Source organism: Streptomyces sp. NPDC030222 (assembly GCF_055573115.1).
Genome location: NZ_JBVICA010000002.1, coordinates 4,465 through 29,085, shown reverse-complemented (window position 1 = coordinate 29,085; position 24,621 = coordinate 4,465). Strand labels below are relative to the sequence as shown.

General features: G+C 70.1%; 26 protein-coding genes, 1 tRNA gene and 2 pseudogenes. 12 read left to right on the top strand and 17 right to left on the bottom strand.

All coding sequences use genetic code 11. The annotated features are described in order from the left end of the window. Positions 1-103 precede the first annotated feature (103 nt). From ACZ4Z5_RS02725 to ACZ4Z5_RS02700, 6 genes are all read right to left on the bottom strand, one after another. Positions 104-307 (bottom strand): cold-shock protein, encoded by a 204-nt coding sequence (locus tag ACZ4Z5_RS02725; RefSeq protein WP_468255645.1) that lies wholly within the window; start codon positions 305-307, stop codon positions 104-106. Between the two features lie 647 nt (positions 308-954). Beyond that, complete coding sequence (locus ACZ4Z5_RS02720; protein ID WP_468255642.1) at positions 955-1,377, bottom strand: hypothetical protein; 423 nt, start codon at positions 1,375-1,377, stop codon at positions 955-957. Then, on the bottom strand, positions 1,374-1,643 hold the full coding sequence (locus ACZ4Z5_RS02715; RefSeq protein ID WP_468255639.1) for a hypothetical protein: 270 nt from the start codon (positions 1,641-1,643) through the stop codon (positions 1,374-1,376). The genes ACZ4Z5_RS02720 and ACZ4Z5_RS02715 overlap by 4 nt, the downstream gene beginning before the upstream one ends. 589 nt (positions 1,644-2,232) lie before the next feature. Then, positions 2,233-3,204 carry a thioredoxin-disulfide reductase gene (gene trxB / locus ACZ4Z5_RS02710; RefSeq protein WP_468256584.1) on the bottom strand — a complete coding sequence of 324 codons (972 nt, stop codon included), beginning with the start codon at positions 3,202-3,204 and terminating at the stop codon, positions 2,233-2,235. 14 nt (positions 3,205-3,218) lie between these two features. Continuing rightward, positions 3,219-3,632 (bottom strand): arsenate reductase ArsC, encoded by a 414-nt coding sequence (locus tag ACZ4Z5_RS02705; protein WP_468255636.1) that lies wholly within the window; start codon positions 3,630-3,632, stop codon positions 3,219-3,221. A gap of 43 nt (positions 3,633-3,675) precedes the next feature. Beyond that, entirely contained in the window at positions 3,676-4,317 is a 642-nt protein-coding gene (locus tag ACZ4Z5_RS02700) for an arsenate reductase ArsC (protein WP_468255633.1), read from the bottom strand. Positions 4,318-4,391: 74 nt separating this feature from the next. Here ACZ4Z5_RS02700 and ACZ4Z5_RS02695 point away from each other — a divergent pair, with 74 nt between their 5' ends. The 4 genes from ACZ4Z5_RS02695 (at position 4,392) to ACZ4Z5_RS02680 (ending at position 7,241) form a co-directional block, all read left to right on the top strand. Next, positions 4,392-4,706, top strand: a complete 315-nt coding sequence (locus ACZ4Z5_RS02695) for an ArsR/SmtB family transcription factor (RefSeq protein WP_030842180.1) — start codon at positions 4,392-4,394, stop codon at positions 4,704-4,706. A 42-nt stretch (positions 4,707-4,748) separates the two neighbouring features. Then, complete coding sequence (locus ACZ4Z5_RS02690; protein WP_468255630.1) at positions 4,749-5,531, top strand: aquaporin; 783 nt, start codon at positions 4,749-4,751, stop codon at positions 5,529-5,531. Beyond that, positions 5,528-6,586: an ArsO family NAD(P)H-dependent flavin-containing monooxygenase gene (locus tag ACZ4Z5_RS02685; RefSeq protein ID WP_468255627.1), complete on the top strand. Its 1,059-nt coding sequence runs from the start codon at positions 5,528-5,530 to the stop codon at positions 6,584-6,586. Before ACZ4Z5_RS02690 ends, ACZ4Z5_RS02685 begins: the two co-directional genes overlap by 4 nt. 94 nt (positions 6,587-6,680) lie before the next feature. Then, complete coding sequence (locus ACZ4Z5_RS02680) at positions 6,681-7,241, top strand: DinB family protein (protein WP_468255624.1); 561 nt, start codon at positions 6,681-6,683, stop codon at positions 7,239-7,241. On the opposite strand, the gene ACZ4Z5_RS02675 is transcribed toward ACZ4Z5_RS02680, so the two are convergent. Beyond that, the gene (locus ACZ4Z5_RS02675) at positions 7,229-7,729 is read right to left on the bottom strand and encodes a GNAT family N-acetyltransferase (RefSeq protein WP_468255621.1); all 501 of its coding nucleotides are present in this window, start codon (positions 7,727-7,729) and stop codon (positions 7,229-7,231) included. The genes ACZ4Z5_RS02680 and ACZ4Z5_RS02675 overlap by 13 nt on opposite strands. Continuing rightward, a complete protein-coding gene (locus tag ACZ4Z5_RS02670) occupies positions 7,726-8,088 on the bottom strand; it encodes an ArsR/SmtB family transcription factor (protein WP_468255618.1) in 363 nt (120 codons plus the stop codon). Before ACZ4Z5_RS02670 ends, ACZ4Z5_RS02675 begins: the two co-directional genes overlap by 4 nt. A gap of 199 nt (positions 8,089-8,287) precedes the next feature. Between ACZ4Z5_RS02670 and ACZ4Z5_RS02665 the strand changes: the two genes are divergently transcribed. From ACZ4Z5_RS02665 to ACZ4Z5_RS02655, 3 genes and pseudogenes are all read left to right on the top strand, one after another. Next, positions 8,288-9,661 (top strand): NAD(P)-binding domain-containing protein, encoded by a 1,374-nt coding sequence (locus tag ACZ4Z5_RS02665; RefSeq protein WP_468255615.1) that lies wholly within the window; start codon positions 8,288-8,290, stop codon positions 9,659-9,661. Further along, positions 9,658-10,897: pseudogene (locus ACZ4Z5_RS02660) on the top strand (MFS transporter). The gene ACZ4Z5_RS02665 and the pseudogene ACZ4Z5_RS02660 overlap by 4 nt, the downstream one beginning before the upstream one ends. 70 nt (positions 10,898-10,967) lie before the next feature. Next, on the top strand, positions 10,968-11,528 hold the full coding sequence (locus ACZ4Z5_RS02655) for a GNAT family N-acetyltransferase (RefSeq protein ID WP_468255612.1): 561 nt from the start codon (positions 10,968-10,970) through the stop codon (positions 11,526-11,528). A 66-nt stretch (positions 11,529-11,594) separates the two neighbouring features. On the opposite strand, the pseudogene alaS reads toward ACZ4Z5_RS02655, so the two are convergent. The 6 genes and pseudogenes from alaS to ACZ4Z5_RS02625 all read right to left on the bottom strand — a co-directional run bounded on the left by alaS (position 11,595) and on the right by ACZ4Z5_RS02625 (position 18,036). Beyond that, positions 11,595-14,249: pseudogene (gene alaS, locus ACZ4Z5_RS02650) on the bottom strand (alanine--tRNA ligase). 241 nt (positions 14,250-14,490) lie between these two features. Further along, the gene (locus ACZ4Z5_RS02645; protein ID WP_468255609.1) at positions 14,491-15,144 is read right to left on the bottom strand and encodes an HAD family hydrolase; all 654 of its coding nucleotides are present in this window, start codon (positions 15,142-15,144) and stop codon (positions 14,491-14,493) included. After that, entirely contained in the window at positions 15,141-15,692 is a 552-nt protein-coding gene (locus tag ACZ4Z5_RS02640; RefSeq protein WP_468255605.1) for an orotate phosphoribosyltransferase, read from the bottom strand. The genes ACZ4Z5_RS02645 and ACZ4Z5_RS02640 overlap by 4 nt, the downstream gene beginning before the upstream one ends. Next, complete coding sequence (locus ACZ4Z5_RS02635; RefSeq protein ID WP_468255602.1) at positions 15,689-16,288, bottom strand: SLOG cluster 4 domain-containing protein; 600 nt, start codon at positions 16,286-16,288, stop codon at positions 15,689-15,691. The genes ACZ4Z5_RS02640 and ACZ4Z5_RS02635 overlap by 4 nt, the downstream gene beginning before the upstream one ends. Then, positions 16,285-16,674 carry a hypothetical protein gene (locus tag ACZ4Z5_RS02630; RefSeq protein ID WP_468255599.1) on the bottom strand — a complete coding sequence of 130 codons (390 nt, stop codon included), beginning with the start codon at positions 16,672-16,674 and terminating at the stop codon, positions 16,285-16,287. The genes ACZ4Z5_RS02635 and ACZ4Z5_RS02630 overlap by 4 nt, the downstream gene beginning before the upstream one ends. Positions 16,675-17,205: 531 nt before the next feature. Next, the gene (locus tag ACZ4Z5_RS02625) at positions 17,206-18,036 is read right to left on the bottom strand and encodes an aspartyl/asparaginyl beta-hydroxylase domain-containing protein (protein ID WP_468255596.1); all 831 of its coding nucleotides are present in this window, start codon (positions 18,034-18,036) and stop codon (positions 17,206-17,208) included. A 382-nt stretch (positions 18,037-18,418) separates the two neighbouring features. Between ACZ4Z5_RS02625 and ACZ4Z5_RS02620 the strand changes: the two genes are divergently transcribed. The 3 genes from ACZ4Z5_RS02620 to ACZ4Z5_RS02610 are packed head-to-tail and all read left to right on the top strand — an operon-like array spanning position 18,419 to position 20,842. Further along, entirely contained in the window at positions 18,419-19,825 is a 1,407-nt protein-coding gene (locus ACZ4Z5_RS02620) for a hypothetical protein (protein WP_468255593.1), read from the top strand. A 23-nt stretch (positions 19,826-19,848) separates the two neighbouring features. Next, complete coding sequence (locus tag ACZ4Z5_RS02615; RefSeq protein WP_468255590.1) at positions 19,849-20,469, top strand: GNAT family N-acetyltransferase; 621 nt, start codon at positions 19,849-19,851, stop codon at positions 20,467-20,469. A 4-nt stretch (positions 20,470-20,473) separates the two neighbouring features. Beyond that, complete coding sequence (locus ACZ4Z5_RS02610; protein ID WP_468255587.1) at positions 20,474-20,842, top strand: hypothetical protein; 369 nt, start codon at positions 20,474-20,476, stop codon at positions 20,840-20,842. 211 nt (positions 20,843-21,053) lie between these two features. Here the strand turns inward: ACZ4Z5_RS02610 and ACZ4Z5_RS02605 are convergent, their stop codons facing one another. Further along, positions 21,054-21,251 carry a hypothetical protein gene (locus ACZ4Z5_RS02605; protein WP_468255584.1) on the bottom strand — a complete coding sequence of 66 codons (198 nt, stop codon included), beginning with the start codon at positions 21,249-21,251 and terminating at the stop codon, positions 21,054-21,056. A 200-nt stretch (positions 21,252-21,451) separates the two neighbouring features. Continuing rightward, a tRNA-Gly gene (locus ACZ4Z5_RS02600) sits at positions 21,452-21,525 on the bottom strand. A gap of 458 nt (positions 21,526-21,983) precedes the next feature. Between ACZ4Z5_RS02600 and dcd the strand changes: the two genes are divergently transcribed. Both dcd and ACZ4Z5_RS02590 read left to right on the top strand, forming a co-directional pair. Further along, complete coding sequence (dcd, locus tag ACZ4Z5_RS02595) at positions 21,984-22,559, top strand: dCTP deaminase (protein ID WP_468255581.1); 576 nt, start codon at positions 21,984-21,986, stop codon at positions 22,557-22,559. A gap of 172 nt (positions 22,560-22,731) precedes the next feature. Continuing rightward, a complete protein-coding gene (locus ACZ4Z5_RS02590) occupies positions 22,732-23,238 on the top strand; it encodes a phosphoribosyltransferase (RefSeq protein WP_468256581.1) in 507 nt (168 codons plus the stop codon). Positions 23,239-23,414: 176 nt separating this feature from the next. Here the strand turns inward: ACZ4Z5_RS02590 and ACZ4Z5_RS02585 are convergent, their stop codons facing one another. Then, positions 23,415-24,329 carry a Yip1 family protein gene (locus tag ACZ4Z5_RS02585; protein WP_468255578.1) on the bottom strand — a complete coding sequence of 305 codons (915 nt, stop codon included), beginning with the start codon at positions 24,327-24,329 and terminating at the stop codon, positions 23,415-23,417. Positions 24,330-24,621: the final 292 nt, after the last annotated feature.

Here is a 24,621-nt window from a genome sequence, read left to right as displayed (position 1 = left end):
GGGTGGCGGTGATTCGAGCGCACGTGGAAGCCCTGTGAAATTAAGGCAGCTGGGGCCCGCACCCCGAAGGATGCGGGCCCCAGCTACGTATGACGCGTCAGTGTCAGGCGGGAACGATGTTCTCGGCCGTCGGACCCTTCTGGCCCTGCGCGATGTCGAAGGAGACCTTCTGCCCCTCCTGAAGCTCACGGAAGCCCTGGGTGGCGATGTTCGAGTAGTGGGCGAACACGTCAGGGCCGCCACCCTCCTGCTCGATGAAGCCGAAACCCTTTTCCGCGTTGAACCACTTCACGGTGCCAGTAGCCATGTCATATCTCCTTTGGGCAGTGCAGCGGAATCCGCACTTTACGGACGCCGTGTCGCCGCGATGATTCCCTGCCCGGAAAATGACCGGAATGCAAAACGCTTCCGTGCGGCACGGGCCGACGGGGCGCCTGAAGTTTCGGGTACCAAAACTGCAACTGATTCGACAGTAGCATGCCGGTGCAGGCCATGCGCGTTCCGTTTTTTGCCCCTGTGCGTCGCCGGTAAAAACTCTCCGTCTGGCGTTGATTAAAGTCTCGGTCCGCGAACGCAGGTATCCGCGAACTCGTAATGCGGCGTTTCGGCCGACCGGCTCTCCCTGGCTGATTCGCCCGCGATGACCTCGGCGAGACGGGCGGTCCTGGGTTCGACGGCTGTCGGTTGGAGCGCCCAACTTATAGCCGGCACTCGAGTGCTCATGGGGCACGCGGAGGGCACGACGCGCCTGAGAGGTCTGGACAATGGCGAAGGCCCAGGTCGCTGACCTGGGCCTTCGTTCACGAGCGGATGACGGGAATCGAGCCCGCGCCATAAGCTTGGGAATCACCCGGCACTTGGGCCTACACATGCCACCTGACCTGCAGAAACGTGCGCTGGCGGCTGCGTCGTGGTTGCTTCCGCGCTCCCCTTGGTGACCGCTGCTTGCCGCCCTTACTGGCACGTTGTGGCACGGCTTTCGCGCTGGCTGGATGCGCGAGGGTGCTGTCGCAGGTCACTGCCAGAACACCTCCTCCACTGGCCGGGCTCTGCCTTCCCCGCCTCGCGCCGAAGGTGCGCGGCCTGCGTGAGCAACTGCGCGGCTTCGGCGTTCGTCGTCGCGTCGGCTGCCCGGCTTTCCAGGTCGTGGATGTGCCGGTCGAGCGCGGGATCGCGGGCGATGGCGAACTCGGCCCACCACTGGGCGAGGAACGCCGGTACCGGGGCGATGTCGTGCGCGTCGCCGATGGCCCACTTCCAGTGGGCGTCGAAGTCGGCGAGGAGCTGCGGTGTGTGCTCGGCGATCGCGGCGCGCAGCGCCTTCGTGTTCCGCTCGGGCATGGGCGGGATGCCGGACGGCCTGGGGGCGGTCGTCATGCCGCCACCTCCTCGGGCTCGGTGGCCTGAGCGGCCTGCTTGGCCTTGTAGGCGGCGGCGAGGGTGGACGCGTACTGGGGTGTCCACTCCATGTGCCTGGCGACGGCCGGTGCTCCGCCGCGGCCGAGGTCTACGGCGATACGCCCCGCGGTCTCACGGAAGTGCGCGGTGGCCTCTTCGGCGGCCTTCCTCGCCCGGTCCAGTTCGTGCTTCTGCGCGTCCGTCAGGGCGGCCTGCGGGGCTCGGGTGCGGGGCTTGTCGGTCATGGGAGGAGTGTGTACCCCACGCCAATAAATCGCAACGACTACTTGTTGTTAAGGCGCCTGTTCGAAAGAGCCGATCTTAGGCCACCCCATCAATGACGGCAGGTCGGGCTGGGTACTCGTGGTGCGGGTCGCAGAGGCCGCTCCGGAACTGATCACCCAACGCCTCGTCGAGGGCGGCAGCAAATCCCGCGGCTGGTGTGCGCACGAGCTATCTGCCGGCCTTCCTCTCTATCGAGGTCAAACGGCACCCGGAGTGTTTCGCGGAGCAGGGGTGCCGATGGGGCGCGAAGGGCACTCCGGGCAGGGCATTCCCGCGAGTTGGGGCAATCGGAGGACGCGACAAGACTGGAGAGGTCTAGACAACCAAGAAGGCCCAGGTCTCTGACCTGGGCCTTCTCTCACGAGCGGATGACGGGAATCGAACCCGCGCCATAAGCTTGGGAATCACCCGGCACTTGGGCCGGTGTATAGCTTCTGACCTGCGGAAACGCCCGCTGGGGAGTACATGTCGCCCTCCCTCTGACGGACCCTTGTTGCCCGCTGTTTACCGCCCCTACTGGCACGTTGTGGCACGGCCGCCCGCAGAGCGTCAGACGGCGACCGACGCGGCGGTCCTGTGTGCCAGTGCTGCCAGGTGGCGTTCGGTGTCGAGGGCGGCCTGGCAGCCGCTGGCGGCGGCTGTGATGGCCTGGCGGTAGGTGTGGTCGACGACGTCTCCGGCGGCGAAGACGCCGGGGATGTTGGTGCGGGTGGAGGGGGACTCGACCGTGATGTAGCCCTCGTCGTCGAGGTCGATCTGGCCGGTGAAGAGTTCGGTGCGGGGGTCGTGGCCGATGGCGATGAACAGGCCGGTGGCGTCGAGGTCGCGCGTCTCGCCGGTGATGACATCGCGGAGGACGACGCCGGCGAGCATGCCGTTCTCTTCCTTCAGTTCGGCGATCTCGCTGTCGAAGGCGAAGGAGATCTTGTCGTCGGCGAAGGCCCGGTTCTGCATTGCCTTGGAGGCGCGCAGGGTCGAGCGGCGGTGGACGACGGTGACCGAGCGGGCGAAGCGGGTGAGGAAGGTGGCCTCCTCCATGGCGGTGTCGCCGCCGCCGACCACGACGATGTCGCGGTCACGGAAGAAGAACCCGTCGCACGTCGCGCACCAGGAGACACCGCGTCCGGAGAGCTCGTCCTCCTTGGGGAGGCTGAGCTTGCGGTAGCCGGATCCGGTGGCGATGATCACGGCCTTGGCGCGGTGGACGGTGCCGGCGGAGTCGGTGAGGAGCTTGATGTCGCCGGTGAGGTCGACTTCGACGATGTCGTCGTCGATCATCTCGGCGCCGAAGCGCTCGGCTTGGGCCCGCATGTTCTCCATCAGGTCCGGGCCGTCGATGCCGGTGGGGAAGCCGGGGAAGTTCTCGACCTCGGTCGTCGTGGTGAGCGAGCCGCCGACGAAGATCGAGCTGCCGAAGAGCAGGGGGCTCAGCTGGGCGCGGGCGGTGTAGAGGGCGGCGGTGTATCCGGCGGGGCCGGAGCCGATGATGACGACGTCGCGTATGCCGTCTGCCTGGTCGATGTCGCTCACGCCCTTCACGCCTTCTTGGCGTCGATGTCGGCGATCAGGCCCTCGATGAGGGTCTTGATCTCGTCGCGGATGGGTCGGACGGCCTCGACACCCTGGCCGGCCGGGTCCTCCAGGGTCCAGTCGAGGTAGGTCTTGCCGGGGAAGTACGGGCAGGCGTCGCCGCAGCCCATGGTGATGATGTAGTCGGACGCCTGGGCGGCCTCGGTGGTGAGGACCTTGGGCTTCTGGTCGGAGATGTCGATGCCCAGCTCGGCCATCGCGGCCACGGCGGAGGGGTTGATCTGGTCGCCCGGAAGGGAGCCCGCGGAGCGGACCTCGACGCGGTCGCCGCCGAGGTGGCGCAGGAACCCGGCGGCCATCTGGGAGCGGCCGGCGTTGTGGACGCAGACGAAGAGCACGGAGGCGAGCGGAGCAGTCATCGGTACTTCCTTGGGGCAGGGGTGGTGCGGGGACGGGGATGGCTCAGGAGCTGGACGGCAGGGTGTCCAGCAGGGCGGTGATCCGGGCGTCGAGGGCGTCGCGGATCTCGCGTACGACGGCGATCGGGGCGCCGTCGGGGTCGGGGACTGGCCAGTCCAGGTAGCGGTGGCCGGGGAAGACGGGGCAGGCGTCGCCGCAACCCATGGTGATCACGATGTCGGCGGCCTGGACGACCTCGTCGGTCAGCGGCTTGGGGTAGACCTCGTCGAGTGCGGCGCCTGTCTCGGTGAGCGCCTGGACCACGTGCGGGTCGACGGCGCCGGACGGGTGGGTGCCAGCGGAGGAGACGATCACGTCGTCCCCGGCGCGGTGGGCGAGCAGTGCCGCGGCGAGCTGGGAGCGGCCGGCGTTGTGGCTGCACACGAACAGCACCCGCGGTCGGCCTTCTGCGGCGGTCGGGTTCTCGACGTGCGCGAGGGCGTCCAGGCGCTCGGCGGCGAACCGCTCCGCGAGCACCACGAGGTGGGTGCGCACGTGGGCGTGGGCGGCGAGCCGCTGGTAAGAGTCCGCGATCAGCCGCTGCACCGTTTCCGGGGAGAATCGGCCCTGGTGGCGCATGGCTAGGCGGGCGGCACCGGCCGCGAGTCGTTCGTCGGGAAGGACCGGGTGCGAGGACGCGGCCATGGCGAGAACCCCCTGGGTACAAAGAGGTCAGCCCAGGCTGGTATCAGCACCGGGTGATGTGAGAGTATCAGCCCATGATGACGTCAGTCGATACTGATCTGATCCGGGTGCTGGGAGACCCCCTGCGCCTCCAGATCGTGACCCTGCTCGCCCGCGAGACGCTGTGCACCACCCACCTCGTGGAGGAGACCGGTGCCAAGCAGACCAATCTCTCCAACCACCTGAGAGTGCTGCGCGAGGCCGGGGTCGTGGAGACGGAGCCCTGTGGTCGGTTCACCTACTACCGGCTGAAGCCGGACGTCATCGAGCAGCTCGCCGGCCAGTTCGCCGCTCTCGCGCAGACCGCGCGCCTGACCGCCGAGGCGAACTTCAAGCGTTCCTGCCCCTGAGCCTTCCCGTCCCCTGCCTCACCTGCCGAGGAGAACCAGCCCGTGACCGCCACCGAGCCCGCCGCGAGCGACGCCATAGCCGCCGACACATCGCCGCAGCCCGCCCCCGGCGCCACCCCGCCCCGCACCCCGCTCGTCGCCCGGGCCGCAGCCGAGCTCGTCGGCACCGCCGCCCTGGTGGCGATCGTCGTCGGGTCCGGCATCCAGGCCACGGATCTCACCGACGACGTGGCGCTGCAGCTGCTGGCCAACTCCACGGCCACCGTGTTCGGCCTTGGCGTCCTGATCGCCCTCCTCGGGCCGGTGTCCGGGGCGCACTTCAACCCGGCGGTCAGCCTGGCCGAGTGGTGGACCGCCCGCCGGGGCGGTGCCGGTGTGAATGCCCGCGAGCTCGCCGTGTACGTCCCCGCGCAGGTCGTCGGCGGGATCCTCGGTGCGATCCTGGCGGACGCGATGTTCGGCGAGCCGCTGGTGAAGTGGTCCACGCACGACCGCTCGGCGGGGAACCTGCTCCTCGGCGAGGTCGTGGCGACCGCCGGGCTGATTCTGCTGATCTTCGGCCTGGCCCGTACCGACCGGCTCCGCTTCGCGCCGGTCGCGGTCGCCTCGTACATCGGCGCCGCCTACTGGTTCACCTCCTCCACCTCCTTCGCCAACCCGGCGGTGACCATCGGCCGGGCCTTCACCGACACGTTCGCTGGCATCGCCCCCGGTTCGGTCGCGCCGTTTATCGGCATGCAACTCATCGGCACGGTCGTGGGCCTGGCCCTGGTCGCCGTGATCTTCATGCGCGGCAAGACCGACAGCGAGACCCCCTCGGCATGAGCCGTACGGATGTGGTGGTGATCGGCGGCGGCCAGTCCGGACTCGCCGCCGGTTACCACCTGCGCCGCCTGGGCCTGGATTTCGCCATCCTCGACGCTCTGCCGACGCCCGGCGGTGCCTGGCAGCACACCTGGGACTCCCTCCACCTCTTCTCGCCCGCCGCGTACTCCTCTCTGCCCGGCCGCCTCATGCCCCCGCAGCCGGGCGAGACGTACCCTGACGCGGCCCACGTCGTGTCGTACCTGACCGACTACGAGCAGCGGTACGACCTCCCTGTCCACCGCCCCGTACGCGTGGCTGGCGTGCACCGAGACGGCGAACTCCTGCGCGTGGAGACCGACTCCGGTACCTGGCGGGCCCGGGCGGTCATCGGCGCCACCGGCACCTGGTCACGGCCCTTCGTTCCCGCGATCCCCGGTCGTACGGAGTTCCAGGGTGCCCAGCTCCACACGGTCGAGTACCGCAGTCCCGCCGACTTCGCCGGACAGCGGGTGATCGTGGTCGGCGGCGGCAACTCCGGTGCCCAGATCGCCGCCGACCTCGCGTACGACACCGCCCTGACCTGGGTCACCCTGCGCGAGCCCCGCTATCTCGCAGATGACATCGACGGCCGTGCCCTCTTCGATCACGCCACCGCCCGCCGTCGCGCCCTCGACGAGGGCCGCACCGACACCGGTGGCGTCGCCTCGCTGGGCGACATCGTGGCCGTCCCGCCTGTCCGCGCCGCTCGCGACGCGGGCCTGCTCAAGGCCCAGCCGATGTTCGACCGCATCACCTCCAGCGGAGTCACCTGGGCCGACGGCATGACCGCGGAGGCGGACGCGATCATCTGGTGCACCGGCTTCCGCCCGGCCCTGTCCCACCTCGCCCCGCTCGGCCTGCGCGGCACGCGCGGCCACATCCCCACGACCGGCACCCAGGCGATCGGCGAACCCCGCCTCCACCTCCTCGGCTACGGCGACTGGACTGGCCCCGCCTCCGCCACCCTCATCGGTGTCGGCCGCCCCGCCCGCGACGCGGCCCGGGCCATCGCGGGGCTGCTCGGAGCTGTGTGAGCCCGCAGAGCCGGTGAGGAAGCCGGGTGGTTCGTGGCGATGCCGGCGGGAATCATCCAGGCCCTGGGAAACTCAGGCATCGAGGGGAGCGGTGATGCCAGACGGTCGTTCAGCGCTGGACCGGCAGGCCGTTCTCAACGACTACGCCAGGGCCCGCCGGACCTTCCACGCGCTTCTGGACGACGCCACGCCGTCCGACCTCGCCCGTCCGACCAGTGGCACTCGCTGGACCAACTGGCAGCTGCTGTGGCACATGCTCTTCGGCTACCTCGTCACCCGCGTCCTGCTGGTGCTCGTACACGGCTTCGGCCGCCTGCCCCGGAGCGCGAGCAAGGCATTCGCCCAGGTGCTCGACGCGGGGACGCGGCTCTTCGACGTGATCAACTACCTCGGGCCGTGCGGGGCGGTGAAGGTGTTCGGGCCTCGCAGGATGAGTACGGCGTTCGACCAGATCACCGGTTCGCTGGCGCGGCGGCTCGCGAAGGAGTCCGAGCGCGATCTGGCGCGAGGGATGCACTTTCCGGTTCGGTGGGACCCGTTCTTCGAGGACTTCATGACCCTCGCGGACCTCTACCGCTACCCCACCCAGCACTTCGACTTCCACCACCGCCAACTCACCTGTGGCGGCGGGGCTGAGAGGCGTCAGTCGATGTGAGGGCTGCGGCGCTCGACGAGGACAATGTCGCGCCAGCGGCCGTTATGACGGCCGATGCGCTCGCGGGTGCCGATGACCCGGAAGCCGGCCCACTGATGGACGGCGAGGCTCGCGGCGTTCTCCGGGAAGATGCCGGACTGGACGGTCCAGATGCCTGCCGCTTCCGTCGACTCGATGAGCGCCTTGAGCAGCGCGGAGGCGACGCCCCGGCCTCGGGCGTCGGGATGCACGTAGACGGAGTGTTCGACGACGCCGGCGTACGCGCACCGGTCGGAGACCTTGGTGGCGGCGACCCAGCCGAGGACGCGGCCGGTCTCGTCGACGGCGGCGAAGCGGTGCTCGGGCAGCTTGGCCGCGTCGAACTCTTCCCAGGTGGGGGCCGTGGTCTCGAAGGTGGCGTTGCCCTCGTCGATGCCGGCCTCGTAAATCGCGATCACCTCGTCGGCGTGTGCGACCGTGAGCGGCACCACCAGGGCGGAGACGCTCACGCGGCCGCCGCCTTGGTCAGCAGCTGCCCCATGGCGGCAAGGACGGCGGGCTCGACGCGGTAGTACACCCAGGTGCCGCGCCGCTCAGAGCTGAGCAGCCCGGCCTCCTTGAGCTTCTTCAGGTGGTGGGAGACGGTCGGCTGGGAGACGCCGACATTGGAGATGTCGCAGACGCACGCCTCGCCGCCCTCGTGCGAGGCGACGGCGGAGAACAGCCGCAGGCGGACCGGGTCGCCGAGCGCCTTGAACATCTTCGCCGTCCGTTCGGCTTCGTCGGCGGTCAGCGGGCGCTCGGCGAGCGGCGGGCAACAAGGAGCGACGTCCGGCTGGAGCAGCGGCAACACGGAGACATTCGACATGCATCTATGTTGACACATGTCGAACCAGGCTCCCAGGGGTGTTCCGGCCGCAGAGTGGGAACGCATGGCACGCCCTCACGGGAAGGGGCGTCGAGGCTCCTGCGGATTCGATGAATGTCTATGTTGACGAGCGTCGATGCAAGTGCCATGCTGGCCGCGCAAGCCATCGACAGACGTCGAAGCAAAGAGGGGAACCGTCGTGAACGCCACCGTCACCGACCAGCTGCCCGTCCTCGTGATCGGTGCCGGGCCTGCGGGCCTGGCCGCCGCCGCACACCTCGTCGAGCGCGGTCTGGAACCGCTCGTCCTGGAGGCCGGACCGGCCGCCGGCGCGGCGGTGCGCGACTGGTCGCACGTGCGGCTGTTCTCCACCTGGGGCGAGGTCACCGACCCGGCCGCCGAGAAGCTCCTCGCGCCGACCGGCTGGGTGAAGCCCGACGCGAAGACGTACCCGACCGGCGGCGACTGGGCGGAGCAGTACCTCCAGCCGCTGGCCGACGTTCTCGGCGACAAGGTCCTCTTCGGCGCCACAGTCACCGGCGTCTCCCGCGCCGGCCGCGACCGGATCGTCGACGCCGACCGCGAGACCCAGCCCTTCGTCGTCCACGTCACGTACGCCGACGGCCGCGAGGAGCGGCTCTTCGCCCGCGCGGTGATCGACGCCTCCGGCACCTGGGCCACCCCGAGCCCGGCCGGCGCCTCCGGTCTCCCGGCCCTCGGCGAGACGGCCGCCGCCGGCCGCGTCACCTACCGCGTCCCCGACCTCAAGGACCCGGCCGTCCGCGCCCGGTACGCGGGCAAGCGCACCGCCGTGATCGGCTCCGGCGCCTCCGCCTTCACGGCGCTCGCCTCGCTCGCGGACCTGGCCAAGGCCCAGGACGGCGAGGGGACGAAGGCAGTGTGGATCCTGCGCCGCGGTATCTCCGGCTCCACCTTCGGCGGTGGTACCGCCGACCAGCTCCCCGCCCGCGGCGCCCTCGGCCTCGCCGCCAAGGCCGCCGTCGACGAGGGCCACGCCCACGCCGTCACCGGCTTCCGCACGGAGGCGATCGAGCGCGCCGGCGAACAGCTCGTTCTCGTGGCCGAGGACGGCCGCCGCCTCGACCCGGTCGACGAGGTCATCGTCCTGACCGGCTTCCGCCCCGACCTCTCCTTCCTCGGCGAACTCCGCCTCGACCTCGACGAGCGCCTCCAGGCCCCCGTCGAGCTGGCCCCGCTGATCGACCCCAACCAGCACTCCTGCGGCACCGTCTACCCGCACGGTGTGAAGGAGCTCTCCCACCCGGAGGAGGGCGTCTACCTCGTCGGCATGAAGTCCTACGGCCGCGCCCCGACCTTCCTGGCCCTCACCGGCTACGAGCAGGTCCGCTCCGTCGTCGCGGCGATCGCCGGCGACCGGGAGTCCGCCGAGCGCGTCGAACTCGTCCTGCCCGAGACGGGAGTCTGCGGCGGCGCCGGCCTCTTCGACCAGCCCGACACCGACACGGCGACCGACGGCGGTGGCTGCTGCGCCCCCGCCCCGGCCCTCATCCAGCTCGGCACCACCGCCCAGGCGCCGTCCTGCGGATCGTGACCGACCTGACCACCCGCACGGACGGGGCCGCGACCGGAACAGGGGACCGGTCGCGGCCCCGCGCCGCGCTACCCGCGCTCTGCCTGACTCAGATCACCAGCTGGGGATCGTCTACTACGCCTTCCCCGTCCTGCTCTCCCGCATCACCGCCGACACCGGCTGGTCCTCAGGCGCCACGACCGGCGCGTTCTCCCTGGCCCTCCTCGTCTCCGCAGCCGCAGGCGTACCGATCGGCCGCATCCTGGACCGACGCGGCCCACACCTGGTCATGACAGCCGGCTCCGCCCTCGCGGTCATCGGCGTGCTCGCCGTGGCAGCAGCCCCCAACCTCCCCATCTTCTACGCCGCCTGGGCCCTGACCGGCATCGCGATGGCCGCCACCTTCTACCATCCAGCCTTCGCCGCGCTCACCCGCTGGTGGGGACCCGACCGCGTCCGCGCCCTCACCATCGTCACGCTCGCCGGCGGCCTCGCCTCCACCGTCTTCGCACCGCTCACCGCCACCCTCGCCGAACACCTCGACTGGCGCACGACCTACCTCGTACTGGCAGGCGTGCTCGCCGCGATCACCCTCCCCGCACACGCCCTCACCCTGCGCGCTCCCTGGCCACCCGCCCCGCAGACCCAGGACCCCGAACAGCCCACCGGCGGCGACCGGACCGCACGCAGCCGGCCCTTCGTCCTGCTCGCCACCGCGTTCACCCTCTCCGGCTTCGCCATGTACGCCGTCGTCATCGGGCTCGTACCGCTCCTCGAACAGCAGGGCGCGAGCCCGACCGCCGCCGCGTGGGTCTCGGCCTCGGCGGCCTCGGCCAGACCCTCGGCCGCACCCTCTACGCCACCCTCGCCATACGCACGACCGTCACCACCCGAACCGCCGCCCTGATCGCCCTCGGCGGCGCCACCACCGCGGCCTTGGCACTGGTCCCGGGCCCGATCCCGCTCCTCGTCCTTCTCTCCGTCCTCGCCGGAGTCGTACGGGGCAACCTCACCCTCCTCCAGGCCACCGCCGTCACCGACCGCTGGGGGACCACCCACTACGGCCGGCTCTCCGCCCTCCTCACGGCCCCCGCCACCATCGCCGCCGCCCTCGCTCCCTGGGCCGGAGCCGCCCTCGTCGGCGTGCTCGGCGGTTACGGCGGCCTTTTCCTCGCCCTGAGCGGAAGCTCCTTCGCGGCAGCCCTCCTGGCGACGAGAACGGCTCCACGAGAGAAAGCCGGATCTGCTGGGGGTTGATCTCCACGATCGCTCGACACAGCGCGGTGGCATGGCCGATCGCCTCCCTCTTCGTCCGATACTTGATCGCGTGGACAGATCCTCGACCGGCAGGCCGACACGGCTCGGCGGTCGTGAGCCGGTTGTGGTTCGGTCGTTCGCCGAAGGCGACTCCGTTGCGGATCTGACGCGCCTGCTCCATCGCGCCTATTCCGGACATGCTGCGGAAGGACGGGTCTTCTTCGCCTCGTATCAGTCTGTGCAGGACACGGTCTACAGGCTGGGCAGGGGTGAGTGCTGGCTGGCTCTGCAGGCGGGTGAGCTGGTGGGCACCGTGACGGTGGCGGCTCCGTATGAGGCCCCGGAGGGGTATCCCGCTCCGGCGGGCTCGGGGTCGTTCTGGCAGTTGGCCGTGGACCCTTCGTACCGGGGGACGGGTCTCGGGCAGCGGCTGCTGTCCTTGGCCGAGGAGCGCATCGTCGCCCTTGGGTCCGATGACGTTGTCATCGACACGTCGGTCGAGGCGGCCGAGCTGATCGGCTGGTATCGCCGACGCGGCTATGTGCCGGTCGGGACGTGGCGATGGGACGTGACGAACTACGAGAGTGTGGTCCTGCTGAAGGGGCTTGCGTCGGCCGGACGCGGGAGATGACAGGGGCTGTCGGCGCGATCCCCGGTGGGGAAGGTGCCGACAGCCCCCTTTCGGGACTGCCTGGTGCTACTGGCTGAGGATGCGGGCGGCGTCCTGGGCGGCGATGGCGAGGGCCTGGTCGAGGGCCTCGGTGCGGCGTCCGCCGGCGCTGGCGACGGGCCCCTTGCCTCCGGCTCCGCCGCCGACGGTGCGCGCGGCCGGGATGAGGATCTCGCTGGCCTCGGTGCCGGTGTCGTGGAGGCTGCGGGTGACCGCGGCGGCCAGGAGGGCCTTGCCGTCGTGCTCGGTGCCGAGGACGACGACGGCGTGGTCGGCGTCGAGGAGGCCGGCGGTGTTGTGGGCCAGTGTGCGGAGTTCGTCCGGGCCGACTCCGGTCACCTTTTCGGTGACGACCCGGCCACTGGAAACCGTGCGGGCGGAGGTGGCGAGCTGCTGGGCGCGGTTCCCCAGCTCGGCCTCGCGGAGGCGGCCGAGCTCCCGCTCGGCGGACGTGAGGGCATCGAGGCGCTTGCGGAGGGCGTCGGGCGCGTCCTGGGGGCGGGTGCCGAGGAGGCCGGAGAGTTCTTCGAGGAGGCGGCGTTCGGTGTCGTAGTAGTTCAGGGCGTCGCGGCCGGTGAGGGCTTCGATGCGGCGGAGGTTGGAGCCGATGGAGGCTTCGCTGGTGATGCGCACGGGGCCGGCGTTGGAGCCGTGGCCGATGTGGGTGCCGCCGCAGAGTTCGCGGGAGAAGTCGCCGATGTCGACGATGCGGACGTGGTCGCCGTACTTCTCGCCGAACAGGGCGGTCGCCCCGGCGGCCTCCGCCTCGGCGCGCGAGGCGTGCCAGACGCGTACCTCGGGGTCGGCGAGGAGGCTGTCGTTGACGAGGGCCTCGATGGCGGCGAGCTGGGGGCGGTCGACGGCGGAGAAGTGGGCGAAGTCGAAGCGGAGGCGGCCGGCGGCGACGAGGGAGCCGTGCTGGCGGGCGTGGTCGCCGAGCGTGCGGCGGAGCATGGCGTGCAGCACGTGGGTGGCGGAGTGGGAGCGGGCGACGGCTTCGCGGCGGGCGCCGTCCACGAGGGCCTCGACCTGCTCGCCGGCCCGGATCTCGCCTTCGGCGACGCGCACGGTGTGGACATGGAAGCCCTCCAGGCCGGGCTTGGTATCCAGCACCTCCAGGAGCGTGCCGCCGGCGGTCCGGATGGTGCCGGTGTCGCCGACTTGGCCGCCGGACTCAGCGTAGAACGGGCTGCGGTCCAGAACCAGTTCGAGGGTGGTTCCCTGGTCGGCGCCGGGCACGACGGTGTCGTCGGAGATGAGGCCGAGGACGGTGGCCTCGGCGTCGAGGCGGTCGTAGCCGACGAAGTCGGTACGGCCGTCGCGGGCGGACAGCTCGCGGTAGGCGTCCTGACGGCGCAGCGCCTCGGCCGTCTTGGCCTTGCCGCCGGCCTTGGCGCGTCGCTGCTGCTCGGCGAGCAGGTCGGCGAAGCGGTTCTCGTCGACGGTCAGGCCGGCGTCGCGGGCGGCTTCGACGGTCAGCTCGACGGGGAAGCCGAACGTGTCGTGTAGTTCGAAGACGGTGTCCCCAGCCAGGGTCGTGGACCTGCTCTTGCGGCTGCGGCTGATCGCGGCGTTCAGCAGTCGGGTGCCCTGCGCGAGGGTACGGGTGAAGGACTCCTCCTCGGCGGTGACGACCTGCTCGATGAGGTTGGCCTGGTCGGTGAGTTCGGGCCAGACGTCGCCGAGGTTGGCGATCACGCTGGCGGTGGCGGGCGCGAGGACGGGCTGGTCGATGCCGAGCAGACGGGCATGCCGGACCGCCCGCCGCATGAGGCGGCGCAGGACGTAGCCGCGGCCGTCCTTGGCCGGCAGGACGCCGTCGGCGATGAGGTAGGCGATCGAGCGGGCGTGCTCGGTGACTACCTGGAAGGAGACCTTCTCCTCGCTGCTGCCGGGGTAGTCGCGGGCGGCGAGCTCCCGGACGGTGTTCTGGGTGGGCATGAGCAGGTCGGTGGTGCAGACGTTCTCGACGTCCTAGAGGATCGCTGCGAGTCGGTCGAGGCCGAGGCCGGTGTCGATGCTCTGCTGGGCGAGCTCGCCGAGGATCGGGAAGTCGCCCTTCTTGTCGCCCTCGCCGCGCTGGTACTGCATGAAGACGAGGTTCCAGATCTCCACGTAGCGCTCGCCGTCGACGGCGGGTCCGCCCTCGCGGCCGAAGGCCGGCCCCCGGTCGTAGTTGACCTCCGAGCAGGGACCGCATGGGCCGGGGACGCCCATGGACCAGAAGTTGTCCTCCATGCCCAGGCGCTGGATGCGCTCGGCGGGGACGCCGATCTTGCGCCACAGCTGGTCGGCCTCGTCGTCGTCCTCGTAGACGGTGATCCAGAGCCGGTCCTTCTCCAGGTTGTAGCCCTCGGTGAGGAGTTCCCAGGCGTAGGCGATGGCGTCGGCCTTGAAGTAGTCGCCGAAGGAGAAGTTGCCCATCATCTCGAAGAACGTGGCGTGTCGGTTGGTGCGGCCGACGTTGTCGATGTCGGAGGTACGGGCGCACTTCTGGATGGTGATGGCGCGGCGATACTCCGGGGTGACCTCGCCCAGGAAGTACGGCTTGAACTGGTTCATGCCTGCGTTGGCGAGGAGCAGCGTCGGGTCGGAGGGGATGAGCGGGCTGGACGGTACGTGGCGATGGCCGCGCGAGGTGAAGTAGTCCAGAAAGGTGGAGCGGATCTGCGTCGAGCGCATGGTGGTGTGGCCCTCACGGAAGAGTCGTGGAGAGATGGGGGGTGATCACACGCCGAGCCGGGCCGAGAACAGGGACTGAGAGGTTCTCAGTTCTCCAGCTCGACGCAGATAGCTCGCGCCCCCACGGTGTAGACCATGACTCCAGATCCGTCGCTTGAGGTGGCGCAGCCGACATCGGACGTAACGGACCGCTGCGACTGCGCCACCAAGCGTAGCGGGTCTGAAGTCAAGATCGCTTGGACTATGTGGATCTGCCGGGGACGTCGGTCAGAGACAGCAGCGTCCCGGCGAGGTCGTCGGCACGCGGGAGTACCAGGGCAGCGCCGGCCCCGGTGAGCGCCGAGGCATCGGAGAAGCCCCAGCCGGACCCGATGGGGGTCACGCCGGCCGCTCGGGCGGCATGCATGTCGGACTCCATGTCGCCGACGAACATGGCCTCGGCGGGGGAGACGCCGAGCTTGTCGAGGGCGAGCAGCAGGCCGTCGGGGGCGGGCTTGGGTACCGCGTCCTCGTAGCAGACGATGACGTCGACCAGGTCGAGGATGTCGGGCGGGAGAAGCCAGTTGACCCGCTGGCGGCTTCGCAGCGTCACGATGCCGGTGGCGACGCCCGCGTCTCGGAGCACGGTGAGGGTGTCGGCCACGAAGGGGAACACCTCCGCCGTGAGGGTGGCCGTGGCTGTCGCCGCCTCCCAGCCGTCCTCGTTGATCGCTCCGGCGAGCCCGAGCTCGGCGAGTACCTGTGCGCGTGGGGTGGTCGCTGCCCCGGCCGGAAGGTCGGCGACCGTGACACGACGGCCGAGGGCCGAGGTCGCGAACCCGGCCAGGGCGGCGAGCTGCGCGGCTCGGCTGTCGACCAGGACACCGTCGAGGTCGAAGAGCACTGCCCGCTTCACGGCGCATCACCTGCCGGGGGCGAGGGCAGGTCGGCCTCGGTGAGCAGGGAGTGGAGGGTGACGTGGTGTTCGGCGAGCAGCATCCTGCCGCCGAGCGGGCGCTCCAGTACGCACAGCGCGTCGGCGACCGGCGCTCCGGCGACCCGCAAGGTGTGCGCCATGGCGAGCAGCTGACTCCCCGAGCGGACCACGTCATCGACGAGTACGGCCCGGCGGCCGTCGATGGCGGCGCCTTCGATCTGCCGGCGGGAGCCGTAGCCCTTGGGGTGACGGCGGAGGAAGACGGCAGGCAGCCCGGTGGCTGCGGACAGGGCGACGACGAGGGGGACGCCGCCCAGTTCGATTCCGGCCAGCAGCCGTGCGTCGTCGGGGACCAGAGCGGCCATGGCCGCGGCGGTGTCGCGCAGGAGCGCGGGGTCGGCGGCCAGCCGGTACTCGTCGAAGTAGGCGTCGAGCCGGCCGCCGTTGGAGAGGTGGAACGGGGCGCGGACACAGGCGGTGTCGGCGAGCCGGGCGGTGAGGCCGGCCAGCTGCGTGCTGGTGGTCATGCTCCTCCGATCGGTGCTGAGTCGAGCGTGGCGAGGACGGAGTGGAAGGCGTCGGCGGACTCGGCGGTGGACAGGAAGCCGAGGGGGCGGGTCGGGGTTTCGTACAGCCACCTGGCTTCGCGCAGGAAGTCGAGCAGGCGCAGGGCGGCCGGTCCGGCGAGGCAGACCGGTACGGGCCGGATGGTGGTGGCGTAGTAGAGGGCGGCGGTCAGCTCGTGCAGGGTGCCGACGCCTCCGCCCATGGCGACGACGAGGTCGGCGTTGTCCAGGTAGTGGTTGAGGCGGGCGCCGATGTCGGGGAGGTGGACGGACATGGTGGTGTGCGGGTTGAACGGGCCCCATTCGTCGTGCTTGGCGATCAGGGTGACCGCCGTGACGAGGGTTTCCTGGGACGCTGCGCCACGGGCGGCGGCTTCCATCAGGCCGTTGTAGCCGCCGTGCAGGAGCGCGTATCCGGCCTGGGCCAGAGCCTTGCCGATCTCCTCCGCCAGCGTCTCCTCTTCGGCGGAGGCGGGTACCACCCCGCCGAAGAACACGGCGGTCAGGCCCTCGCGGGCCCGGGTGGCGGCCGGGCCCGCGAGGTGGAGTGCGTTCACACCAGCTCCTGGGAGGTGCGGTAGGCGGTGATGGAGCTCCCCAGGCCGTTCAGCGCCTCCGGGCAGGCCCGTGCGACCAGTGCCAGCATCCGGTCGATGGCCGCGTCGACGTCGGTGGCCAGAGGGACGGCCGGCCCGCTGATCGCGGCGTCCAGGTCGTCCAGGCAGGCCCGCCCGATCGGTGTGAGGGCGATCTCCTCACGCAGCTGGTACCAGCCCCAAAACCGCGAGGTGGGGGCCAGTGCGGTCTTGATCAGGTCCTTCGTGGCGGTGTGGAGGCGGTGCCACTCGGAGTAGGCGACGAAGCGCTGACCGCGCTTGATGCGCTTGTGCAGCAGCACGGCCAGCACCAGGTGCTCGATCAGCAGCTCGGTGCAGGTACGCACGAGGCCGGGCGAGGAACTCGGCCGCGAAACGGGCAGCTGCCGCGGCCTCCTCGGTTGTGGCCGGTGCGGACGCGCGGTCGAGAAGCGAGGCGGTGGCAACCGTCGCCTGCAGGCGCGGGATGCGCGACGCGGGTGCGAGGTACAGGTCGATCTGGTGCAGGTGTCCGTCGTCCGGGACGAGGAAGACCATCCCGACGCCGCCGAGGTCGGCGACGATCGTGTCGCGCCAGCCGGGCAATAAGGCGCCGGCCTCGGTGGACATCAGGTCGTCCAGCGCCGCGACGAACGCGGGCATCTCGGCATCGTGGACGCCGACGACGAAGTCGACGTCCGACAGACGGTCGGCGGTGCCATGGGCCAGTGAGCCGCGGACCATCAGGTGGGTAACGGCCCGGGACGTGGCCAGGGTGTCGGCGAGCCTGGACAGCAGCGGGAGCTGGGCAGGGCGGTTGGCGTGGGCGAGTTCGGCCAGGTGCAGAGTGGGCATGCGCGTCCTCCGTTCGGATTCCGACAGGTGGGACTTGCGGGCGGTCAGGCCGTGAGGGCGAGGAGGCGGCGCTTGGCCGTAGCCCAGCGCGTCGCCGCCTCTTCGTCGCCGAGCGAGGTGTGCAGCTCGGCGATCAGGTCGTAGACCGTGCCCTCGGGCAGGGCGTAGGTGTAGAAGAGCCGCAGCAGCATCCGCTCGGCCGCCTCCGTGTAGCCCAGATCTGCCATCGCGCGTGCGGCCTGCAGCCGCTCCGCGAGGACCATCTGGCTGGCGGCGGGAAGCGGCTCGGCGGCGGTCGAGCGGAGCGAGGGGTGCCGGGCCAGGCGCCGGTAGGCGTCGTCGGCGTACACGTCGGCGATCAGGTGGATCCGGTCGGGGCCCAGCAGGTTGCACACCCCGTGGGCGTACGTCGGCGTCAGCCGCCAGATCCGCCCGCCGGTCATGTGTACCTTGGTGCCGCCGGTGACCAGGTAAGCCGAGGAGTTGGTGTGCAGGGGGATGTGCAGCCGGTGCCGCTCGACCTGGTCGAGTTCGTCGTAGTCGCGGTGCTCCCACAGGAAGGCGTTGGCCTCCAGCCGGGCGAGCCGCACCCACATGTAGTTCAGGCCCAGCTCGGCCAGCAGCGAGGCGGTGGCCGGCATCTGCGCCAGCAGGTCCGTCGGCCTGGCCGCGCAGTCGCCGATCGTCACGTCGGCGGCGTCACCGGAGGCGTTCATCAGTGAGGTCGTCCACCAGCCCCCCGACTGGTAGGCGCCGTACTCCGCCTTCCAGGGCGCCTGGGCTGTCAGCGCCTCGTGGCGGATCCGCTCCAGCCGGGCGGCGTCCACGGTTTCCAGCTGGGCGATCTGCCCTGCCAGAGCGGTCAGAGTTTCCATCGGTTCCCTCCCGTTCCCGGCCCGCCGAGCAGCGGACAGGTGTGCGCGTGGTGCTGGATGGGGTGATCGAGCCGGGCTGCTGACGCAGCCGCCGATCTCACGCTTCGCAGTCGGAGCCGCACGCAAAGCGAAGTGCGTTCAGCATGGGGGTGGGCGCCGAGGCATGGATACGACGTCACCGCCGTCATGGAGCCGCCCTCGTCGAGGGCCCGGTGCGCTGGACGATGACGTCGTGCGTCATGACTGCCGTCATGGCTGCCGTCATCTGAGCCGCAGAGCCGTCGAACGGGTTTCCCGCTGATCGGCCGTGGCTATCGTCAGACCAGGCGAACGGGGACGGAGAGGATCTGCGGTGGCTGAAACTCCCACGCTCTTACGGGTCTTGACGCTGCAGCGCCACTGGCAGGTCTACGAGACCTTCCGCCTCCGGTTCGAAGCGACCGCGAACACGGTCGCCCAGGAGGAGAACGACCGCCGGCTTCAGGGCCTGTCGGTCTCCAAGCGGCAGTTCGAGCGCTGGTACGGCGGTGCGGTCAAGACCCGCCCCTACCCGGACCAGTGCCGAGTGCTGGAGGCCATGTTCGGCGTCAGCGTTGACCTCCTCCTCGCTCCCGCGCCGGCCGCATCACTGCCCGCGCCTGCGGCCGAACCCCCGCTCGTCGTCCTGCCGCCACGGCCAGCCCCTGTCCTTCTCCCCACCGAGCAGGCAGCGGCACTGCCTGCTGGTGGCCCGTTCAGCAGCGAGTCCCGCCTCGACGCGGGCACCACGGAATTGGAAAGGCAGGTCGCGATGGCGGCTCGTCGTGCGCTCAGGTTCTCCGCACTGGCGGAGGGCAGCAGCATCGGCCCGGAGACCCTGGGCCAGATCCATGACGAAGTGCGACGGCTCACCGTCGCCTACCCGAAGCTGGCGTTGCCGACATTGCTCGGCGACCTGGTCGAGGTACAGGACCTCACCTTCCGGCTCCTCGAGCACGGCCGGGTCAAGCCCTTGCAGGCCCGCGATCTCTACCTGCTCGCCGGCATCACCTCCGGCATGCTCGCCAAAGCCAGCCACGACCTGGGCAACCCCAGCGCCGCGATGATGCAGGCCCGCACCGCATTCGTCTGCGCCGACAACGCCGACCACTACGCCATGCGCGCCTGGGTCCGCTCCCTGCAGTCGCTCATCTCCTACTGGGCCGGACGCCCCTCCGAGGCCGCCGACTACGCCACCCTCGGCCAGAGCGCGGCAGGCAACGTCCGCGGCACCACCAGCGTGTGGCTGGCCTGTCTCTCCGCCCGCGCCCATGCCCTCCTCGGTGACGGCGAGGCCACCCGTACCGCCATCCAACAGGCCGAGGAAGCCCGCACGGCCGTCGAATCCGACGACCTCGACTCCTTCGGCGGCATCATGACCTTCCCGGTGCCCCGCCAGCTGTACTACGTCGCCGAGGCCACCGTGCACCTCGGCGAGGACCCCGCACTCGGCGAGAGCCAGTCGGAGGCCGCCGTCGCCGCGTACCGCAGCGCCACGGAGGACGAGTGGGCCTTCGGCGACGAGGCCGGCGCGCAGACCGACCTTGCCCTCGCCCGCATCGCCCGCGGCGAGATCGAGGGCGCCATCGAAGCGGTCCAGCCCGTGCTCGACCTCCCCATCGAGCAGCGCAACTTCGGCATCACCAGCAGCGCCCAGCGGGTCCACGACGCCCTGCAGGCCGAAGGCCGGCGAAGCCGAGGCGCGGCAGCCGGCCTCCGCGAGGAGATCGAAGCCTTCACGGCCACCCCGACGTCCGTCCTCATCCGGTGACCCCGCAGGTAGGCTCCGCAGCCATGACCCCAGTCCACCTGGCCGGCCCCCGCCTGGCACTGCGCGAAGTCGAACCCGAGGACACCGCCGCCCTCCTGGCCATCTACGGCGACCCCGAGGCCACCCGGCACCTCAGCTTCGAGCCCCGCACTCCCGACCAGGTCCAGGCGATCGTCGACCGGTCCATCGCCTCCGCGAAGGACACTCCCCGGACCGAGTACTGCCTTGCCATTACGCCGAACGGTGAACGCCGACTGATCGGCTACGCGCGCCTGGCGACCGAACCGCAACAGGCAGCCACCATCGGGTTCGCCCTGAATCCGGCGGAGTGGGGCAAGGGCCTCGGCACGGAGACCGTCCACATGCTGTGCGCCCTCGGCTTCAAGTCCCTGGGCCTGCACCGCATATGGGCTGCACGCTCGCCGCTCAACGAGGCATCCGCGCGTACGCTCCTGCGAGCGGGCATGACCGAGGACGGGCGGATCCGCGACCACGTCTTCGTGCACGGGGCCTGGCGGGACTCGATTACCTACTCGATCCTGGAGCACGAGTGGACGCCGGTCGGCACCGTTGAGCTGAACACGGGCGACGAAGCCCCGGCGCGCGTGCCTCCGTCCGCCGCTGACAGCGGGCAGGAGAGGTGAGCCGGTGCTGACCGAGCAAGGCTTACCGCACCAGCTGGTGATCCCCGGCATCGCCGAGTTCGCACGCGGTGGTCTGCCCGCCCCACCGACCACCGATGACGGCAACGACTGGGTCGACGGGATGTGCTGGCTGTACTGCGGACAGCGATGGACTCGCGTCCTGTGGATCGGCCCTGTCAGTGTCGCAGGAGCCCAGGCGCCCATGTACGCCTGCGGCCCCTGCATCGTAGAACTCCAGGAGCGTGTCTGGCTCTCCATCCAGCGCCACGACGAGCCCGCGCGCACCGCCCAACGACAGGAGTGCGGTCGGGAGGGCAGATTCGCCGTCAGCGGGCGGGGGCGCCACCGACGCAGCGGTGCACGGTCTGGCTAGACGGTACAAGCCCTTTCGGGGCCAGCGCGTCTCGGCACTGGCCCCGAAAGGGCGTTCTGCTTCAGGTGGCCTGGGCTACGCCTGGCGAGGCTGCGGGTCGTCCTGCTGCTGGAAGAACGACGACGCGTCCGGGACCAGCTGCCCCTCGTGACTGGCGGCCGTGACTGCCACGTGCCACCCTCTCGCCGCTCGCGGACGGCGTCGTTCCTCGTCAGAAGGTGTGCGGGGTGAAGGGACGGACGGGCTCGATCATGAGGCCGAGCAGCCGCTCGAATTCGGCCCTCTCGTCCTCGGTCATGAGCTCGACAGCATTGCCGAGGGTCTTCCTGGTGAGCTGCTCCATGAACGGGGCGAGGAACCGCTGGAAGGCTTCCGGCGGAGGTGACGCACAGGGGTGCGGTCCCGGCACGCAGCCGGGGCCGCACCCCTGTGGTGTGTGGTGCGGATCACTCAAAATGCGTCTCGGGATTCGAGACGACTCGGCGCCCGGTGGCCGCGAGTGACGGTTCGAGGCCCAATCTGACGCCCCGTTACGGCACTTATGGCACGCGGGCCCGGATAGGTCTAGACAACAAACAAGCCCCAGGTCGCTGACCTGGGGCTTTATTGTGGAGCGGATGACGGGAATCGAACCCGCGCTATAAGCTTGGGAAGCTCATGTTCTACCATTAAACTACATCCGCGTAATGCGGTGTTGATCTCAACCGCACCGTTGCACACTGTACCCCATCGAGTGCCCCGCGTGCGAAAGGCGTAGCCTTCGGTCCGCGGTGCGGCGGCCGGAGTGCCGGATGGAGCGACGTCCCGTATATCCCCTAATGTGGCTTTCTCGTCCACGGTTGTTGGGGAAGGGACTTGATGGACTCGATGGAGCGCGCCGTAGTCCGTTGTGCCGAGGGGCACGTGTTCAGCATCGCTTCGTTCCCGATGCAGCAGCTCGGGCCGGGGCGGATCGGGCCGGGGCGGCTGCTCCGGTGTCCGCGGTGCGCGCGGCTCCGGCAGGCGGTGCCGGTCGTCCGGCAGAAGCGGTAGGAGCAGCGGCAGTAGCGGAGAGCTACGAGACGCTGCGCAGAGGTAGGTGCCGGTGGCGCGCGGGCCGTCCGATTGCGGGGGGCGCGCGCGCTCTGCGTATCCTCGGTGGGTGCTTCTCTCAGACAAGGACATCCGGGCAGAGATCGACGCCGGGCGCGTGCGCATCGATCCGTACGACGAATCGATGGTGCAGCCCTCGAGCATCGATGTGCGGCTCGACCGCTACTTCCGGGTGTTCGAGAACCACCGCTATCCCCACATCGACCCGGCGATCGAGCAGGCGGATCTGACGCGTCTGGTCGAGCCGGAGGGCGACGAGCCGTTCATCCTGCACCCGGGCGAGTTCGTGCTCGCCTCGACGTACGAGGTCATCTCGCTGCCGGACGACATCGCCTCCCGGCTGGAGGGCAAGAGCTCCCTGGGGCGGCTCGGCCTGGTGACGCACTCGACCGCCGGCTTCATCGACCCCGGTTTCTCGGGACACGTCACGCTGGAGCTGTCGAACCTCGCGACGCTGCCGATCAAGCTGTGGCCGGGGATGAAGATCGGCCAGCTGTGCATGTTCCGGCTGAGCTCGCCCGCCGAGGAGCCGTACGGCTCCGAGCGGTACGGATCGCGTTACCAGGGGCAGCGGGGGCCGACGGCCTCCCGCTCGTTCGTGAACTTCCATCGGACGCAGGTGTGATGGACCATGAGTGAGGCCGTACGGGGGCATCTGACGTACGAGAAGTTCGGCACCGTGACTTCTCACAGGTCCACCCGTCGCCCTGTCTCCGCTCCTCGGTGCGCTGGTGCCCGCCGCCCGGCCTGCCGTATCTGAATCACCCCGAGTGCGGCTCTGAGGGCTGCGAAGGACGCTGAACGCTGCGACTGACGTACGCGAAACCCTGGACTACGAGAACTTCGGCCGGGCGGTGCGCGAGCTCGCGCAGACCATCGCCGATGACGGCTACGAGCCCGACATCATTCTGAGCATCGCCCGGGGCGGCGTGTTCGTGGCCGGCGGTCTCGCCTACGCGCTGGACTGCAAAAACATTCACCTCGTGAATGTTGAATTTTACACAGGAGTGGGTACCACTCTTGAGATGCCCGTCATGTTGGCCCCCGTTCCGAATGCGATCGACTTCTCCGACAAGAAGGTGCTGATCGCCGACGACGTCGCCGACACGGGCAAGACGCTGAAGCTCGTCCACGACTTCTGCCTCGACCACGTCGCCGAGGTCCGCAGCGCGGTGATCTACGAGAAGTCGCACAGCCTCGTGAAGTGCGAGTACGTGTGGAAGAAGACGGACGACTGGATCGAGTTCCCCTGGTCGACGGAACCCCCCGTCGTGCAGCGCGAGGGCCAGGTGCTCGACGCCTGACACCCGCCGTCGAAGGGGTTGAAGGCGGCGAAGGCATCGCAGGCGTCGAAGGCGGCGAAGTGGAGCCGTCGACGGGCGACAGCCACAGGACGCACTGACCGGCCGGACCTTCCTCGTCCGCGGACAGCGCAGAAGGGCCCCGGCGCCGTGCCGGGGCCCTTCGCGCAGAGGCGGACTCAGATCGTGCCCAGCTTCATCAGGCTCAGCAGCGCCACCAGCTGGATCGCCGAGGCGCCCAGCGCCTTCGGCCACGGCAGGTCGTGGGACTTGCTCACCATCGAGGTGAACAGGGCGCCCGCCGCGAACCAGGTCACCCAGCCGACGACCTGGACGACGGTGTTCTCGCCGCCCAGGAACAGGGCCAGCAGCAGACGCGGGGTGTCCGTGAGGGACATGATCAGCATGGAGAGGCCGACGGTCGGCTGCCAGGAACCGTTGCCGCCGAGCTGACGCGCCAGGGTGTGGGTCACCGCGCCCAGGATCAGGCCGCTGAGCACCACCGCGACGGCGGTCGTCAGCACGTAGGGGACGGCCGTGGACAGCGTGGCGTTGATCGTCTCCTCGCGGGCCTTGTCGAAGCCGAAGATGGCGAGCAGGCCGTAGACGAACGTCACGGTCAGGGCCGGGCCCCAGACGGTGTAGTCCCGCATCTGGAAGAACGTGGCGCCGGGGCGCAGCACGATGCCGCTCAGCAGCTGCTTCCACGGCAGGCGCGGACCCGCGGGCGGGGCCGCTGTGTCACCGGTCCGGTAGGTGTGGGCGTCGCCGTAGGGGTCCTCGCCGATGCTGAACGCCTGTGTGTGGCCGGGCGTGTTGTTGTACGCGTCACCGCCGCCGTGGGGGGCGCCGCCGCTGTAGCCCTGGCCGTGTGCCCGGCCGCCGCCGTAACCCTGGCCGCCGTTGTACGGATCGCCTCCGTACCCGCCCTGGGGATCGCCGAAGTACTCGGGTTCACCGTGCTGTTGGTGCGCCTGGCCGTGGGGCGGCCGGCCCTGCCACTGCTGTGCAGGTGCCTGCTGCCCGTACGGCGGGTGCGTCTGTTGTTGGGGGGTCCGGTTGTCCCGGCCGCGTCCGATCCTGAATCCAGCCACGCATTTGAACGTACCGGGTCGACGGCCCGTCCGTGACAGCGGATTGGGCCTTGGTGGGGCTTTGCGTCCGACCTGTGACATCCCCTAGGGGATCCAGGTGGGTTGTCCGGTCGGTCGTCCGGTGGGTCGTCGGGGGCGTGCGGGTGCGGGACGGACGGGAGTGGGAGGAGTGGGAAACGGAGAAGCGGGGGGGGGGTGCGCACCAGCCAAGGAGGTCCCCCCCCCCCCCCCCCCCCCTCCCCCCCCGAGGCCCCCCCTTGGCTCCCTCCCCCACCTTTGTTTCTCCCTTTTC

Coding starts and splice junctions, on each gene's coding strand:
- ACZ4Z5_RS02695 (WP_030842180.1), top strand. CDS start 4,392: ATGATGACGTCAGTCGATACTGATCTGATCCGGGTGCTGGGAGACCCC.
- ACZ4Z5_RS02705 (WP_468255636.1), bottom strand. CDS start 3,632: ATGACTGCTCCGCTCGCCTCCGTGCTCTTCGTCTGCGTCCACAACGCC.
- ACZ4Z5_RS02680 (WP_468255624.1), top strand. CDS start 6,681: ATGCCAGACGGTCGTTCAGCGCTGGACCGGCAGGCCGTTCTCAACGAC.
- ACZ4Z5_RS02615 (WP_468255590.1), top strand. CDS start 19,849: ATGACCCCAGTCCACCTGGCCGGCCCCCGCCTGGCACTGCGCGAAGTC.
- ACZ4Z5_RS02640 (WP_468255605.1), bottom strand. CDS start 15,692: ATGACCACCAGCACGCAGCTGGCCGGCCTCACCGCCCGGCTCGCCGAC.
- ACZ4Z5_RS02715 (WP_468255639.1), bottom strand. CDS start 1,643: ATGACCGACAAGCCCCGCACCCGAGCCCCGCAGGCCGCCCTGACGGAC.
- ACZ4Z5_RS02720 (WP_468255642.1), bottom strand. CDS start 1,377: ATGACGACCGCCCCCAGGCCGTCCGGCATCCCGCCCATGCCCGAGCGG.
- ACZ4Z5_RS02670 (WP_468255618.1), bottom strand. CDS start 8,088: ATGTCGAATGTCTCCGTGTTGCCGCTGCTCCAGCCGGACGTCGCTCCT.
- ACZ4Z5_RS02700 (WP_468255633.1), bottom strand. CDS start 4,317: ATGGCCGCGTCCTCGCACCCGGTCCTTCCCGACGAACGACTCGCGGCC.
- ACZ4Z5_RS02625 (WP_468255596.1), bottom strand. CDS start 18,036: ATGGAAACTCTGACCGCTCTGGCAGGGCAGATCGCCCAGCTGGAAACC.
- ACZ4Z5_RS02725 (WP_468255645.1), bottom strand. CDS start 307: ATGGCTACTGGCACCGTGAAGTGGTTCAACGCGGAAAAGGGTTTCGGC.
- ACZ4Z5_RS02685 (WP_468255627.1), top strand. CDS start 5,528: ATGAGCCGTACGGATGTGGTGGTGATCGGCGGCGGCCAGTCCGGACTC.